The 14,460-nt window shown below is 65.9% G+C and carries 16 protein-coding genes and 2 tRNA genes; 12 read left to right on the forward strand and 6 right to left on the reverse strand.

Translation table 11 applies throughout. The features are described 5' to 3' along the window. The first annotated feature begins 181 nt into the window (after positions 1–181). A complete protein-coding gene (orn, locus tag AB0M14_RS08160) occupies positions 182–835 on the forward strand; it encodes an oligoribonuclease (protein WP_364990345.1) in 654 nt (217 codons plus the stop codon). Between the two features lie 55 nt (positions 836–890). Then, positions 891–963 (forward strand) — tRNA-His (locus AB0M14_RS08165). 46 nt (positions 964–1,009) lie between these two features. On the opposite strand, the gene AB0M14_RS08170 is transcribed toward AB0M14_RS08165, so the two are convergent. Further along, positions 1,010–3,214, reverse strand: coding sequence for an NACHT domain-containing protein (locus tag AB0M14_RS08170; protein WP_364990348.1), 2,205 nt, complete (start codon positions 3,212–3,214; stop codon positions 1,010–1,012). A gap of 221 nt (positions 3,215–3,435) precedes the next feature. On the opposite strand from AB0M14_RS08170, the gene AB0M14_RS08175 reads away from it, so the two are divergent. Beyond that, positions 3,436–3,711, forward strand: coding sequence for a hypothetical protein (locus tag AB0M14_RS08175; protein WP_364990351.1), 276 nt, complete (start codon positions 3,436–3,438; stop codon positions 3,709–3,711). Positions 3,712–3,824: 113 nt separating this feature from the next. Here the strand turns inward: AB0M14_RS08175 and AB0M14_RS08180 are convergent, their stop codons facing one another. After that, entirely contained in the window at positions 3,825–5,030 is a 1,206-nt protein-coding gene (locus AB0M14_RS08180) for an Ig-like domain-containing protein (RefSeq protein ID WP_364990354.1), read from the reverse strand. A gap of 357 nt (positions 5,031–5,387) precedes the next feature. On the opposite strand from AB0M14_RS08180, the gene AB0M14_RS08185 reads away from it, so the two are divergent. The 4 genes from AB0M14_RS08185 (at position 5,388) to AB0M14_RS08200 (ending at position 7,553) form a co-directional block, all read left to right on the forward strand. After that, positions 5,388–5,460: transfer RNA gene (locus AB0M14_RS08185), tRNA-Lys, on the forward strand. Positions 5,461–6,150: 690 nt separating this feature from the next. Further along, entirely contained in the window at positions 6,151–6,723 is a 573-nt protein-coding gene (locus tag AB0M14_RS08190) for a transglycosylase SLT domain-containing protein (RefSeq protein WP_364990357.1), read from the forward strand. 90 nt (positions 6,724–6,813) lie between these two features. Further along, entirely contained in the window at positions 6,814–7,137 is a 324-nt protein-coding gene (locus AB0M14_RS08195; RefSeq protein ID WP_364990361.1) for a hypothetical protein, read from the forward strand. Between the two features lie 122 nt (positions 7,138–7,259). After that, positions 7,260–7,553 carry an excalibur calcium-binding domain-containing protein gene (locus AB0M14_RS08200; RefSeq protein ID WP_364990364.1) on the forward strand — a complete coding sequence of 98 codons (294 nt, stop codon included), beginning with the start codon at positions 7,260–7,262 and terminating at the stop codon, positions 7,551–7,553. Positions 7,554–7,622: 69 nt separating this feature from the next. Here the strand turns inward: AB0M14_RS08200 and AB0M14_RS08205 are convergent, their stop codons facing one another. Then, a complete protein-coding gene (locus AB0M14_RS08205; protein ID WP_364990367.1) occupies positions 7,623–7,847 on the reverse strand; it encodes a DUF3618 domain-containing protein in 225 nt (74 codons plus the stop codon). 73 nt (positions 7,848–7,920) lie between these two features. Here AB0M14_RS08205 and bcp point away from each other — a divergent pair, with 73 nt between their 5' ends. Continuing rightward, entirely contained in the window at positions 7,921–8,391 is a 471-nt protein-coding gene (bcp, locus tag AB0M14_RS08210) for a thioredoxin-dependent thiol peroxidase (protein ID WP_364990370.1), read from the forward strand. On the opposite strand, the gene AB0M14_RS08215 is transcribed toward bcp, so the two are convergent. Continuing rightward, entirely contained in the window at positions 8,388–9,119 is a 732-nt protein-coding gene (locus tag AB0M14_RS08215; RefSeq protein ID WP_364990374.1) for a TetR/AcrR family transcriptional regulator, read from the reverse strand. The genes bcp and AB0M14_RS08215 overlap by 4 nt on opposite strands. 175 nt (positions 9,120–9,294) lie before the next feature. Here AB0M14_RS08215 and AB0M14_RS08220 point away from each other — a divergent pair, with 175 nt between their 5' ends. Together AB0M14_RS08220 and AB0M14_RS08225 are read left to right on the forward strand one after the other, a co-directional pair. After that, the gene (locus AB0M14_RS08220) at positions 9,295–10,239 is read left to right on the forward strand and encodes an ATP-binding cassette domain-containing protein (RefSeq protein WP_364990377.1); all 945 of its coding nucleotides are present in this window, start codon (positions 9,295–9,297) and stop codon (positions 10,237–10,239) included. A 19-nt stretch (positions 10,240–10,258) separates the two neighbouring features. Further along, positions 10,259–11,029, forward strand: coding sequence for an ABC transporter permease (locus AB0M14_RS08225; RefSeq protein WP_364990380.1), 771 nt, complete (start codon positions 10,259–10,261; stop codon positions 11,027–11,029). Between the two features lie 60 nt (positions 11,030–11,089). Here the strand turns inward: AB0M14_RS08225 and AB0M14_RS08230 are convergent, their stop codons facing one another. After that, positions 11,090–12,406: a hypothetical protein gene (locus AB0M14_RS08230; RefSeq protein WP_364990383.1), complete on the reverse strand. Its 1,317-nt coding sequence runs from the start codon at positions 12,404–12,406 to the stop codon at positions 11,090–11,092. 273 nt (positions 12,407–12,679) lie between these two features. On the opposite strand from AB0M14_RS08230, the gene AB0M14_RS08235 reads away from it, so the two are divergent. Both AB0M14_RS08235 and AB0M14_RS08240 read left to right on the forward strand, forming a co-directional pair. Next, the gene (locus AB0M14_RS08235) at positions 12,680–13,300 is read left to right on the forward strand and encodes a TetR/AcrR family transcriptional regulator (RefSeq protein WP_364991409.1); all 621 of its coding nucleotides are present in this window, start codon (positions 12,680–12,682) and stop codon (positions 13,298–13,300) included. A 16-nt stretch (positions 13,301–13,316) separates the two neighbouring features. Further along, positions 13,317–13,988 carry a Uma2 family endonuclease gene (locus AB0M14_RS08240; RefSeq protein WP_364990387.1) on the forward strand — a complete coding sequence of 224 codons (672 nt, stop codon included), beginning with the start codon at positions 13,317–13,319 and terminating at the stop codon, positions 13,986–13,988. On the opposite strand, the gene AB0M14_RS08245 is transcribed toward AB0M14_RS08240, so the two are convergent. Beyond that, complete coding sequence (locus AB0M14_RS08245) at positions 13,989–14,426, reverse strand: holo-ACP synthase (RefSeq protein WP_364990390.1); 438 nt, start codon at positions 14,424–14,426, stop codon at positions 13,989–13,991. Between the last annotated feature and the right edge of the window lie 34 nt (positions 14,427–14,460).

The raw sequence follows: 14,460 nt of genomic DNA on the forward strand, positions 1-14,460 counted from the left end.
CGTCTGGTCTGACCCCCGCTAGCGCGGGTTGGCTGTCTTACCGAAAACGCTTGCACCGAAACATGGAGCTGGACCGCATACAGATTTCCGCAACTCTATCCCCGCGGCCCACCTTCGGACCCGGTAAAGCGCGGTGGCGTCGGCAGCAACCAGCGGGGCGGTTCCTACTAGTGTTGCCGGGGTGTCCGACAAACTAGTGGTGTGGATGGATTGCGAGATGACCGGCCTGCGTCTCGACGGCGACAAGCTGATCGAGGTAGCCGCGCTCGTAACCGACAGCGACCTCAACATTCTCGGTGCGGGCGTGGATATCGTCATCCACGCCGATGACGCGGCGCTCGCGGCGATGCCCCCGGTGGTCGCCGACATGCACGCCAAGTCCGGCCTGACCGACGAGGTGCGCCGCTCGACCGTCACCCTCGAAGAGGCCGAGCAGCAGGTGCTGGACTACATCCGCGAGTACATCCCGCTGGCGGGAACCGCTCCGCTGGCGGGCAATTCGATCGCCACCGACCGCGGCTTCCTGGCCCGCGACATGCCCGCGCTGGACAAGCACCTGCACTACCGGATGATCGACGTGAGCTCGATCAAGGAACTGTGCCGCCGCTGGTACCCGCGCATCTACTTCGGCCAGCCGGAGAAGGGCCTGGCCCATCGCGCCCTGGCCGACATCAAGGAATCCATCCGGGAACTGGAGTACTACCGGCGCACCGCGTTCGTCGCACCCCCCGGCCCGTCCACCACCGAGATCGCCGCCATCGCCGCCGAAGTGAGCGGCGTGGCCGCGAGCACGACCGAATCGGCCCAGCTCAACGGCGCCACGGACGCCGATTAGGGCCTAGCGGGGTACACACGCTAATATCTATCGCGCCGGTGATTCACCGGCAATGGTGGCCGTAGTTCAGTTGGTAGAGCACCAGGTTGTGATCCTGGCTGTCGCGGGTTCGAGTCCCGTCGGCCACCCCGGCCAGACCCCGGTCAGAAGCGATTCTGACCGGGGTCTTTGCTTTCACGGGTCGGCGAGCTGGTCACGCAACTGACTATGGCGGAATTCATAGAGACCGCCCACCCGCCGCAGGACACCCGACTGGTGCGCGTCATCGAGGAACGTCATCGTTTTCCATGGGATCTTGCGGCGCAGCGGCAGGTAGACACGAGCGATACACCACGGGCCCCACACCGGGAAGAAGAGAGCCCAGCTGAGCAGCCCAGCACAGAGGGTCAGCCACCATCCGAGTACCCATCGGCCGTCGCCGAGGACATCGTTGAAGCCGAGCCCGAACGCTGGTTCGAATGCGAACCACATCATGCACCAGAACGCGCACGCGCCGCCCGCTCCGACGCCGAGACCTTGTCGTAGCGCAGTCGACCGGTCGATGCGGAGCAGGTTGCGCGGGCTCATCGCTTCCTTCGGATCGATCGGAACCGCCATCGCCCGGATCAGCGCGACGACCAGCCAGGTGCCGGAGCCCGCGAAAATGCCTGCCGCACAGCCGATCAGCACGACCTCGTAGGACCCTGCCGGCAAAATACCGAAGATCGCGCCACCTAGTGTCCAGACCAGGACCCATACTCTGGTGCGCCAGCTCCGCAGCTGGCCGAGCACATCCCGGACGATCTCACCGCCACGCCCCTGCGCCCGCAAACGCACCCGCGCAGGGGTGCGCCGAATGCCGCGTCCCTGCCCCATCAGGAGGCCACCGACGATCCCGCAGATCAATCCGCCGACCAGAGTCGCGGTCAGCCAGGCCGCTCGGCCAGGGCTGCCTTGCCATGCACCGGCCCATCCGACGAAACCCACCGCCAGCCATACCGTCAGCGCGATGGTAGCGCCCGCGGCCACACCGACCACCAGCTTGGGCACCGCGAAAATCAGCTGCCACCAGGCCAGGTCCTTCGTATTCCTGGCCTGCAGATGGCGAGCCAGAAATCCGAACCACCTCGCCGCGTCCTCGACGCTATAAGGCCGCAGGTTCGGCATCAGGCGACGGTAGGTGCGCGAGTAGACAGCGGGAATGAACCCGTCCAGCAACCGCAATTCCAGAGCGCGTCTCAGTTCGTCGACGGGTTCTCCCGCCCGCTGATCGAGGATCGTCAGCAACTCCGCCGGGTCGGCGTCGGTTTTGCTGTATATCGTCCGCGCCAGCCCAAGCATCAACGGCGTCGCCAGAACGGCCAGTAGCACCCGGTGCCGGGGTTGCGTCCGGGCGCTGTTCAGGACCGGGTCCCATTTGTTCGGCACGTTGGCACTTTTGGGAACGCTGAGTGGCAGGTGGGTGATGATCTGCGCAGGTGTGAGTTGGACCATCTCGACTACTGCCGCGCCTTCGGGCACTCCCTGAGCAACGGCAGCCGCGTATTCCTCGGGCCGGCTGGTCAGCAGAAGCCGGTCTCCCGGATGAAGCGCCTCGTTGATGCGTTCGACAGCGCTCTGCCTCGAAGCGGGCAGAATCTCGTCGAATCCGTCGAGCACGAGGATGATTCGCTGATTCTCGAGAAGCCGGGCAGCGGGAGACTTCCCTTGAGCGTTGTCCGCCGCCAGATACGGCGAGATGATCTCCCCCAGCTGACCTTCCAACCAGGTGCGCAGCGAGGTTGTTTCAGGATCCCACGACGACAAGGCGAATAGGACCGGCACCGGCCCACCAAGACCTCGAGCCCTGCGTTCGAGCGACTGCAACAGGAACTGCGAAGCCAGGATGGTCTTGCCCGCCCCACCCTTCCCGAGCACGACGAGCCGACCGGACGGTACGCGCTCGAAGACGTCGATGATCTGCTCGAGCTGGCCACTCAGATCGATCGGCGTGTTCTGACTCTCCGAACCGTGAATGTGCTCCCATCGATCTTGGAGGCGGTCGGGGCCGTTGACCCAGCGGGTTTTCAATGCCAGGGTCCCGTGCACGCGCCGGAACTTCTCCTCGTCTCGCCACTGCGCCCCCACCGCCACGGCGAGGGTTTCGGTGAGCTCGTCGAGATGCGCTGATTGATCAGGGCCCGGCCGGCTCCGCATGCCCCGCACCGCCAGCGGAATCCCCAGCATCGCGATTCCCATGCCCACGATCCCGGCGCGCCAGCTGGACAGTTCAACGTCAGGTCCGGTAATCAGCCACGTGGTGATCCCAATGACTGCCGCGACGTACAGAACCCAGCCAGTAGCGGCACGCATCCGCCGCCAAGGAAGCGGACTACGAACGAACGGCACGGAGATCATCATTGCCCACCACGGCCGCTGACGTCCGCCGTTTTCTCGTCCTCAGCCCCGCGCTGCGGGCTCATACACTTTGCGCCGCAAAAGCTTCCGCACGTCAAGATTTGTGAAACATGCATTCTCCTGATTCTGGCCCGGACGGATACGCGGCTCCGTACACTCCGATTTTCAGGGGAGGTGGTGTCACGGAGACACTGCCGCACGACCAGAGAGACACAAGTTTCGTGATGCGTTCCGCGGTTATCGCAGCTTTCGTCGGCGCCACACTGCTCTCCGGGACCGCGTCTGCGGTCGCCGATACCAGTGCCGGCACCGGCAGCGCGTCCACCGGCTCGTCCGGCGGCTCCTCGGGCGGGGCCACCACCACCGGCTCCGGCGAATCCGGCTCCGGCGCCGCCCTGGAACGGCTCCTGTTCGGGGGTCCGCTGATCTGCGCCGCCGTCGGCAGCGCCTTCAACGCCAACCTCACCTGCCCGGGCACCCCTGGCCCCAACATCCCCTAGCGCCCCAGCAGATGCCTGCTGACCCCTAATCAGCGGATTAGGCGTCCAACAAGAAGGCCCCCAGCGCGGACGCTGAGGGCCTTTCTCCGCCTCCAGGGGGCGCGTGGTGGGGGCTAGCCGATATCGGCGTTGCCCGCCTTCCATTCCTGCCACGGGACATTCCAGTCACCGAGGCCGTCCACGCCCGACAGCGTCCCGCCCACGGTGTTCTTGACGATCGTGATGTCGCCGCGCTTGGCGTTGTCGAACACCCATCGCGCGTTCGCCGGGCTCAAGTTCAGGCAACCGTGGCTGGCGTTGTAGCTGCCCTGCGCACCCAGCGACCACGGCGCCGAGTGGAAGAAGATGCCGCTGTAGGAGATTCGCGTGGCGTAGTCGACCGGCGTCCGGTAGCCGTCCGGGGAACCGACCGCGACACCGTAGGTCGACGAATCCATGATCATCTTCTCGTGCCGGTCGGCCACGATGTAGATGCCGTTGTCGGTGGGTGTGGCGTTCTTGCCCATCGAGGTCGGCATCTCCTTGATGACCTGACCGTTCTTCTCGACCGTGACCATGTGGGTGGTGTCGTCCGCGGTGAAGACCATCGCGTCGCCCACGATGAAGTGCGAGGTCAGATTGTCCTGGCCGAACAGCCGGTTGCCGAGATCCTTGCCGTAGACATTGACGTCGATGGTGACCTTGGTGCCCGGCGCCCAGAAGTGCTCGGGCCGCCAGCGCACCTCGCGGTTGTTCACCCAGTAGAACGCGCCTTCGACCGGCGGCTCGGTCTTGATCGTGATGGCATCCTGAGCGGCTTTGCGGTTCGGGATGTTCTCGTCGAACTGGATCGCCACCGGCTGGCCGATGCCGACGACCTCGCCCTCACCCGGCATCAGGTACGGCTTGGTCTGGTTGCCGGGCGAGCTGGTGGTGAAGCTCATCGCCGCCGAGTTCGCACCGCCGAGGCCGATCGCGTCGGCTTTGAGCTTGTAGGTCTTGCCGTAGCCGAGCACCTCGGTGGTCTCCCAGGTCTGGCCGTCGCCGCCCAGCTTGCCGCTGACCGGCCGCCCCTCGGCATTGACCAGCTGCACGTTGGTGAACTTGCCGTCCTCGACCTTGAAGGTCATCGGCATGGCCGGCGACACACCCACGTCACCGTTCTTCACCGGCGCGACCAGCTTCGGCTTGATCAGCTCGGCCATCGGGTTCCGGTCGATCGCCACCGACGATCCGGTGCTCTCCGACGACGAGCATGCCGAAAGACCCAGCGTCGCCACCGCGAGCAAGACCAGAGGTCCACTGAGCATCCGTACCGACCGACCACGACCAACGCGCATAATCCAACCCCGTTTCAAGTCCCGACGCCGTTCGCCAAGGCGCCGATGGCTTCGGATCCAAACCGACTGCACAGCTCAACCCACCGCGCCGGCGGGATCGGTCGAGACCACGTGCCCGTCATTCTGCCAGCCCGACCGGCCCGATCCAACGCGAATACCGCCCCGACACGTCGGAGGTACACCGGATAGATACGTCCAAACCCGTCCGTTGTTAACACCTCTGGGCAGCAACTTGCCCGCACTCGTTCGGGGCCACCGAAAATGCCGCTCACCAGGCGATTTCACATCTGGCGCTTCCTCCTGTTAATGTTTGTCCCGCACCGGAACGGAGCGCCTAGCGCACCGGGCCAGGAGCACGCGCCATTAGCTCAATTGGCAGAGCAGCTGACTCTTAATCAGCGGGTTCGGGGTTCGAGTCCCTGATGGCGCACCCACTAGAACAAGCTCATGCTCACGGCGAGCATGAGCTTTTCTCGTTCCCGGGGTATCGAGCAGGCCCGAGGGTAACAGCGAATCGGGCGATCGCGACAAAATCGTGACATTGGACGGTCGACCAGTTCGTTACCGGACCGCCTCAATCACCCCAATTCGGACATCGACACGCCCGTATACCCATTCCGCAAGGCATTCGATCCAACTTTTTTTGTGACCCAGAGCACGGGTTTATTTTCGGCAAACTCCCCGCGCAGCTACGGTTTCATAGCCTCTGGCCAGTGCGTTCCAAGATCGACACGACCTTCTGTTCACCTCTCGTTCACCTTGTGTTCAACATCTGTGATCACTCTGTAACGAGGTCGCAAACAGACCTGAAGTTGGTAAGCCCGAGGAGTTATACAAACACCATTCGGAAATGAACCGCTTCGGCTAGGACAAGATACTGATCCTGCTGCGGTTGGCGGAACGAGCATCCAGCTCGCGATCCCCATTCCGAGTCAACCTCCCCGTCGGTGTGACGAGGAGATCCGCGCGACGCCGTCGTGTCCGGGGACAAGGTTCCCCCACAACCAAACCTCACAACAGCACAGCTCTGCGGCGAACCACCTCGATGGTAGCTCGCCAAGGATCCGCGCTGCCGCGCGGCCGGATCGACCATGTCCCCGAACAAGGAACCGACTACGTAATGAAGCTTTCTTCCATCCGACGTAAGAACCTCCGCGAAGGCGTCACCTTCGCAGTGGCCGCCGCGGGCATCGTGGCCGTCGCCGCATCGTCCGCGGTGTCGGTGGCCGACGATAGCGTTCCCTCGCGTGTCGCCATGATCTCCGAGGCCAAGCCGGCGCAGGCCGCCGCTGTGGCCGCCCCGGCCGCCAAGGCCGAAGCCCCGGTCGTGGAGAAGGCCGCTGCCGCCGCTCCGGCGCCGGCGCCCTCCTACCCGGACAACCTCGACGGCTGGATCCGCGAGGCGCTCGACATCATGAAGGCCAACAACATCCCCGGCAGCTACGAGGGCATCTACCGGAACATCATCCGGGAATCGGCCGGCAACCCGGCCGCGATCAACCTGTGGGACTCCAATGCCGCCATGGGCATCCCGTCCAAGGGCCTGCTGCAGACGATCGACCCGACCTTCCAGGCGTACCACGTCGCCGGCACCCCGTTCGATGTCTGGGACCCGGTCGCCAACATCGTCGCGGCCTGCAACTACGCCGCGCACCGCTACGGCTCGATGGACAACGTCAACTCGGCGTACTGATTCATCGACAACTGAACAAACAATTACACAGCTCTCCGGAAGCCCCGCGACCACTGGTTTGGTCCGGGGCTTCCGGCATAGACTGCGCCGATGGCCGATGACTACGCGCACTCCGACATGTCGGTCAGCCGACGCGTCGAGAAGGCGCGGCGCTTGGCCACCTACCTGTGGGACCGCGATATCTCCGGCGCGGAGTTGCTGGACCTGCCCGCCGCGACGCTGCGCAAACTCGCCCGGGCCGCCGATACCAACCCGCCGAGTACCGGCGAAACCTGGACCGTGGCAGCCCGGCTGCTCGACGAGAAAGCCGCCTGGGCGGCGCGCAACCCGGGCCATCCGGCCGCCGGAAGAGCTTGCGCCGAAGAGAAAATACTGTGGGTGAAACCGCCTGTCAGACCGTGGACCGCGGACTGAACACGCAGTTGTCCACATCGCCCGCGGTTGACAAGAGCGCGGTGCGTCACAACAGTGTTGGGCGGCGTCATGCAAATTTCGCAGCGCGTCACTCCCCAACCGCAGTAGACACAGAGGAATACATGAACGTTCGCCGGCTCACCGTCAACGTCGCCGTCGCGGGCCTGACGCTCCTCGCGGCGCCCGCCGCCATGGCCAACCCCACCGGTTCCTCGGGCACCGGTTCCTCCGCGATCGATACCGGCTCCGCCGCGACCGGATCGGCGGGCCTGTCCCAGACCGGTTCCGCCGGAGGCGCTTTCCGCAACTGCGAAGAGGCCAAGGCCGCCGGTCGCGCTCCCCTCTTCCGTGGGGAACAGGGCTACGGCCCGCATTTGGATCCGGACGGCGATGGATTCGCCTGCCCGACGGTCTGATACCGCTCAAACGAAAACACCCGGTGTTTCACACCGGGTGTTTTTTGTTGCCGCGCTTGCGGTTCCGGCTCAGCGGCGGAAGACCTTGACCAGCACCAGGCCGACCACCACCGCGCCCGCGCCGATCAGGCTGTACTTCACCTTGGGTTCGTTCAGCTTCGCCAGCACCATGTGCTTGGTGTCATCGGCGATCCGCTGCGGATCGGCGCGCACTGCGATCTCGTCGAGCGTGCTCGCCAGCCGGGTGCGGGCCAGCTCGATCTCCCGCTCGATCCGCTCGGTATCCTTCGCCACTCTTGTGTCCTCCTTCGGATTTGCAGACGAGTGTATCGGGCTGCTGTCGGCGGGTTGGGTTACCGTGCTCGACGTGACCGACAAACGACTCTCCCCCGGCGATACCGCCCCCGCGTTCACACTGCCCGATGCCGACGGCACCGAGGTCTCCCTCGCCGATTACCGCGGCCGCAAGGTGATCGTGTACTTCTACCCGGCCGCGAGCACGCCGGGCTGCACCAAGCAGGCCTGCGACTTCCGCGACAACCTCGCCGAGCTCGAGGGTGCGGGCATCGAGGTCCTGGGCATCTCCCCCGACAAGCCGGCCAAGCTCGCCAAGTTCCGCGACGCCGAGAAACTGACCTTCCCGCTGCTGTCGGATCCGGACAAGACGGCGCTGTCCGCCTACGGCGCCTTCGGCGAGAAGACCATGTACGGCAAGACCGTCGTCGGCGTCATCCGCTCCACGTTCCTGGTTGACGAGAACGGCAAGATCGAGGTCGCCCAGTACAACGTCCGGGCCACCGGGCACGTCGCGAAGCTGCGGCGGGATCTGTCCGTCTAGGTCTCGAAGGAGCGGATGAAGCTTTCGTAGCCGTCCAGCATCCGCTCCAGGCCGAAGGTGAAATCGAGTTGCTGCCAGTCGATTTCGTCTTCGTCGTAGGGCCACTGGGCGAAGGTCGCGACCACGTGGGGGAAGCGCTGCGGATCGATGAGGCGCGCGAGCACCGCGTCGTAGTCTTCGTCCTCCCCCTCGTCCGGGTTGATGCTGCGACCCACCCGGGCCCGGCCCATGACGTAGAAAGTCAGGTTCATCACCAGCTGCATGCGGATGGGCGGCGGCACCGCGGTTCCGTCGAGCGCGGCCAGCCCGGCCTCCAGCCACGCCATATTGTTCGGCCCCATCGGCGGGTCGTTCATGGTGAGGTCGAGCCACCATCGGTGCCGCTCGATGCTCTCGTACTCCGCCTGCGCCCAGCGCCGCAGGCCGTCCCGCCACGGCCGGCCGGGCACCGTCTCCGGCGGTAGTCCGATGACCCGGTCCAGCAGCATTTCGAACAAGGTCTTCTTGCTGTCGACATAGCGGTACAGCGACATGGCGGTGAAGCCGAGTTCTTTGGCGATGCGCCCCATCGAGACCGCCGCCAAGCCCTCCGCGTCGGCGATTCCGATTGCGGTATCCAGGATCTGGTCGAGGCTGAGCCCGCGCTTGGGGCCGCGCTCCCCGGCCGCGTCCAGCCCCCACAACAGCGCCAGCGACTTCGGTATCGCCGCATCCCCAGGTGTCGCCATCGACTCCGCACTCCTCTCCTGCACCACGCGCCACCGGCGCGTGCGTCCAATCCTGCGCGCCACGAATCCGGGCCGCGCACGCGGTCCCCGCTCCAAGTCTGCCCTTGCGCACATTAACTGTTTACCCTATAAACTGAGTTTAGTGCATACACAGTTTTGGATCGGAGCCTTCCTGATGTCCCCTCACCCACCGCCCGCACTCGCGGTCCACCGGCTCGGCAAGTCCTTCGGCGCGCACACCGTGCTCGACGGCATCGATCTCGAGGTCGCCCCCGGAACGATCTTTTCCCTGCTGGGACCGAACGGCGCGGGCAAGACCACGCTGGTCCGGATTCTCGCCACCCTCAGCGAACCCACCGCGGGCGAGGCCCGTGTCTTCGGCCACGACGTGCTGCGCGAGGCCGACGCCGTGCGCGGGCTCATCGGCGTCACCGGGCAGTACTCCGCCGTCGACGAGGTGCTCACCGGCACCGAGAATCTGCGGCTCACCGGCAAGCTCCTGCACCTGGAGCGCGCCGAAACCCGCGCGCGCAGCGCCGAGCTCCTGGAACGCTTCGACCTCACCGCGGCCGCCGACCGGCGCGCCGGGACCTACTCCGGCGGCATGCGCCGCCGCCTCGACCTGGCCATGAGCCTGATGGGCCGCCCGCGCATCATCTTCCTCGACGAACCCACCACCGGCCTCGATCCACGCAGCCGGCGCGACCTGTGGCAGGTCATCCGGCGGCTCGCCGCCGACGGCGCCACCGTCTTCCTCACCACGCAGTACCTGGAGGAGGCCGACCAGCTCGCGGATCGAATCGCGGTGCTGGACAACGGAAAGATCGTCGCCCAGGGCACACCCGCCGAACTCAAACGGCTCGCGCCGGGCGGGCACCTGCTGCTGCGCTTCGGCGGACCGGACGCGCTCGCCGCGGCCGGACAGGTTGTCGACGGGCAGGCGGATCCGGAGCAGCTGACCCTGCAGGTGCCCTCCGACGGGCACGCGGACGAGGTGCGCAAGCTGCTCAACCGCTTCGCCGAACTCGATATCGCCGTCGAACAGGTCACCGTGCATGTACCGGATCTCGACGACGTCTTCTTCGCGCTGACCGGTCATCCGGCCAAGACCGCCGCGTGACCGACCCAAGGAACCAGACATGACCACACTCACCCGGTCCGCCGTCGACGCGGGCACCATGCTCGATCGCAATATCCGGCACACGCTGCGCAGCCCCGACTCGATGATCATGACGATCGCGCTGCCGATCGTGATCCTGCTCATGTTCGTCTACGTCTTCGGCGGCGCGATCGACGTCGGACCAGGTCCGTACATCGATTACGTGGTGCCCGGAATCATCCTGCTGTGCGCGGGATTCGGGGCCGGCATCACCGCACCGAGCCTCACCACCGACCTCACCAACGGCATCATCGACCGGTTCCGCACCATGGCCATCTCGCGGACCGCGGTACTCACCGGACATGTGGTGGAGAGCCTGCTCCGCAACATGATCACCACCGGAATCGTCATCGTGGTCGCGGTCGCGCTCGGCTTCCGGCCGACCTCCGACCCATTGCACTGGCTCGGCGCGCTCGGCGTCATCGCGATGTTCATCTTCGCGCTGTCCTGGGTGGCCGCGGCGCTCGGCGTGCTGGCCAAGAATCCGGAGGCGGCCAACGGGTTCACCTTCATCTTCATGTTCCTGCCCTATGTGAGCAGCGCGTTCGTGCCGCCGGAGTCGATGCCCACGGCGCTGCACTGGTTCGCCGAAAATCAGCCGGTGACCCCGGTCATCGAAACCGTGCGCGGACTGCTGATGGGCACGCCGATCGGCAACAGCGCGCTGCTCGCCGTGCTGTGGTGCGCCGGGATCGCGCTGGCCGGATATCTGGCGGCCGCCGCACTGTTCCGGCGGCGCACCAAGGACTGAGCTCCCGTGCACGCGAAAGGCCCGGCGCCGTTGTGGCGCCGGGCCTTTCGGATACTCAGCTCACGCAGGCATGATCTGCTGCGTCGCCCACGTCATCATCATCCGGACGTGGTTGTCCCACCAGCGGTAGGACTCGGGGGTGAACGCGGGCGGCGGCGGCGTCTCGCCCGGGAACAGCAGCGAATTGTTGGGCGCACCGGCCCTGGCGGTCTGCCCGCCGGGGATGCCGGAACCCGGCAGGAACGCGGCCGGCGCCGGTTCGGCTTCGTGCGCCGCACCGAGCTCCTCGAGCGGCATCGGGGTCTCCGGCTTGGTCTGACCCCAGCGCGACCCGACCAGCGCTTGCGAACCCGTCGGCGTCGGGGTGTCGAGCACCACGATCGTCGGCTGCGGCCCCGCGCCGGTGCCCGCGATCGGCCCCGCGGCCTCGGCCACCGGCGGCATAGCCGGCTCGACCGAGATGCCCGCCGACGAACCGCTCGCCGAACCCGTATCCGGGGACGAGGAACCTGTGTCCACGATGATCCGGTTGTCGGCGCCGAGCCGGGTATCCGCGACCACCGCGGGGGTGGCGCGCGAATTGGTGACATACAGGCCGCCCACGACGAGCCCGCCGGCCAGCACGCTGGCCGCAGCGAACACCGCCGCGGTGCCGCGCACGGGGTGCGCCTGCTCGACAGTTTCGGCGAGACCGCCGATATCGGCCATCGCGAACAACGCCGCGCCGACCGCCGGCGCGACCTCCGCGATCCGGCACGGCAGCACCGGTGCGCCGAAGCCGTCCACGGCCGCCCGCACCGCGGGCGCATCCGCGGCGGACCCGATCAGCACCACCGCGTCCGGGCGGACCGCGGCCGCCTCGAACTGATCCCACGCCGCGGTGACCGCCGCGCCGAGCGAATCCGCCGTCGCGCCGCCCGCCTGACCGGTGGCGGCCAGCACGCGGCTGCGGTACCGGTCGATCAGGGTGAATGCCTGAAAGCCCGGGACCACCTCGCAGATGACCAGATCGTCGAACTCGCTCAGCCAGGTCATCGCGCCCGCGACGGACAGATGCGCCGCCTTCGCCGACACCAGCGACGCTGTATGCCATTGCCCGGAAGCGAGTTCGGTGACGATGGCGCGGCGTTCGGCCGCGTCGCGATAAGCGACGGCGGCCCCCGCGATCTCCAGATCGTCATCGAGCTCCGCGGCGATGTCGTCCATCGCCGCGTGCACGGCCGCCGCCACCTCTGCCTTGCTATCGCCCTGCGTTTTCGCCACCCGGTGCAGCAGCACGCGCTCCGGTAGCCGCTCGCCGGTTTCGGCCAGCGCTACCGCGTGCACGGCACCGCGTTCGGTGGAAACGCCGAGAGTGACCACAGATCGAGCTACCACAGATACGCCTTCCCGGTCTGAACCCTGAACCTCGGTCAACGCACGCCTGGCCTCGAGAAAATGAAACTGCCACGCGCGCTCGGTATGTGTTCGGCACTGTCCCGGGGCACGGATGGGTGGTGAAATGTGACAAGACCTGGACACGCAGACCGCATGCGCGTGTCGTGCGCGTGTCGGTAGCGCTAGCCTGGAGCGGTGGATGTGCACACGGAGGCCAGGGCAAAGCGGCACCTGGACCCCGCGTTGGAGTTGCAGGACGACCCGCAGGAACTCATGCCGCGCCGCCGGCCTACGCAGGAGCGCAGCAAGCGAAAGTTCGATGCCTTGCTGCAGGCATCCCGGGAATTGCTCACCGAAGTCGGCTTCGAATCCTTCACCTGTGAAGAGGTCGCGGCCCGCGCCGAGGTGCCCATCGGCACGCTGTACCAGTTCTTCGCCAACAAGTACGTGATCGTCTGCGAGCTGAATCGTCAAGACCTGGTGGCGGTCTCCCAGGAACTCGCCGACTTCCACGGCGAAGTCCCGTCCCTGGACTGGCTGCGGCACATGAACCAGTTCGTCGACCACATGGCCGGCCTCTGGATGACCGACCCGTCCCGGCGCGAGGTCTGGCTGGCCATGCAGTCGACCCCGTCGACGCGGGCGACCGGAGCGATCCACGAGAAGGAGTTCGCGGAAGTAGTGGCGCAGATGCTGCGGCCACTGACTCCGCGCACCCCCCGCGCCCGGCGCACCATGATGGCCGAGGTGCTCGTGCACGTCGTGTACTCGATGCTGAACTTCTCGGTGCAGGACGAGCAGAGTCACAAGGACGCTGTGTCGGAGCTGAAGCGACTGATGGTCGCGTATCTCCTTGTGGCCGAGAAGGAATCCCGTTCCGCCAGCGGTCGCTGAGGGCTACCATGCAGTTATGTCGATTCCGCATATGACGCTGGACGATAAGGGCCGACCGGATCTTCCCGAGTACATGACCTGGGAGGAGCTAGTCAAGCTGCCTGATCACATCGCAGGCCAGATCGAGCTCTGGGAAGGCCGCGTCGTCTGGATGCGCACCGGGACGCCCGAACATCAGCAGTTCCGCAACCGTCTCTGGTACGGACTGGACCGAAGCGCTCGTGAGCACAGATCCACGAACCCGGAGCAGTGCTGGATCGCCAATAGCGAAACGAATGTGTTCCTCGATCGCAGCCATAAGAATGACTTCGTCACCCCGGATTTCGTGGTCTACCGATGCCTGCCGAAAGAGTTCGAGTACGTCCATTTCGACGATGTCGTGCTGGTAGGCGAGGTGCTGTCGCCCTCGAACACCGAGAGTGAAATCAGAGCCAAGAAGGCCCGGTACGCCGACGCCGGAATCTCGATGTACTGGGAAGTCGAACTCGCGCGCGAACCCCGCGGTATTGCCCGCGTCACTGTTTCCGCGTTGCTCAGCTACACCGAGGAATTGTTTTCCGGTATCACACCTCTGAAGCCCGTGCACTACGTCGAGATCGCCGAGTGGAAACCCGAAGACGACCCGGACGGCATCCGCATCTCGGTGCCGTTCCCGATTCACATCCCCTGGGATGAACTGGAATTCTGACTACTGAGTGGCGCTGCGCCCCTCGATGATGTCGGCGAGTTCGCCCGGATCCTCCAGGATGACCATCGCAGCGGCCGTGTCGCCGTCGTGGGTCAGCGAGAGGTGCACCCTTACTCGCGGCAGGAACTCCGCCGCGAGTCCGTGCAATTTGATACTGGGGCGGCCCCAGGCGTCGTTGACGACCTCGATCAAAGGGTAGGGGTTGTCGCCGATTTGAGGCGAGCGCGCGAAACGGGTGGAGGCCCAGGCTTTGATCACGGCCTCCTTCGCGGCCCAGCGGGCGGCGTAGTGACGGGCCGAATCGGTCGGCTTGCTCTGGCAGTAGCGCCGCTCCCCCGCCGTGAAACTCTCCCGGACCATAGTGGTTCCGGACCGTTCAAGTTGTTCGGCGAACTCCGAAATGGTCACCAGGTCCAAACCGATACCCAGAACTGTCACTGCGTTGTGGCTCCTCAAATGTCGAGAGAAGGGG

It is taken from the genome of Nocardia sp. NPDC051832 (genome assembly GCF_040681285.1).
Classification (GTDB): Bacteria; Actinomycetota; Actinomycetes; order Mycobacteriales; family Mycobacteriaceae; genus Nocardia.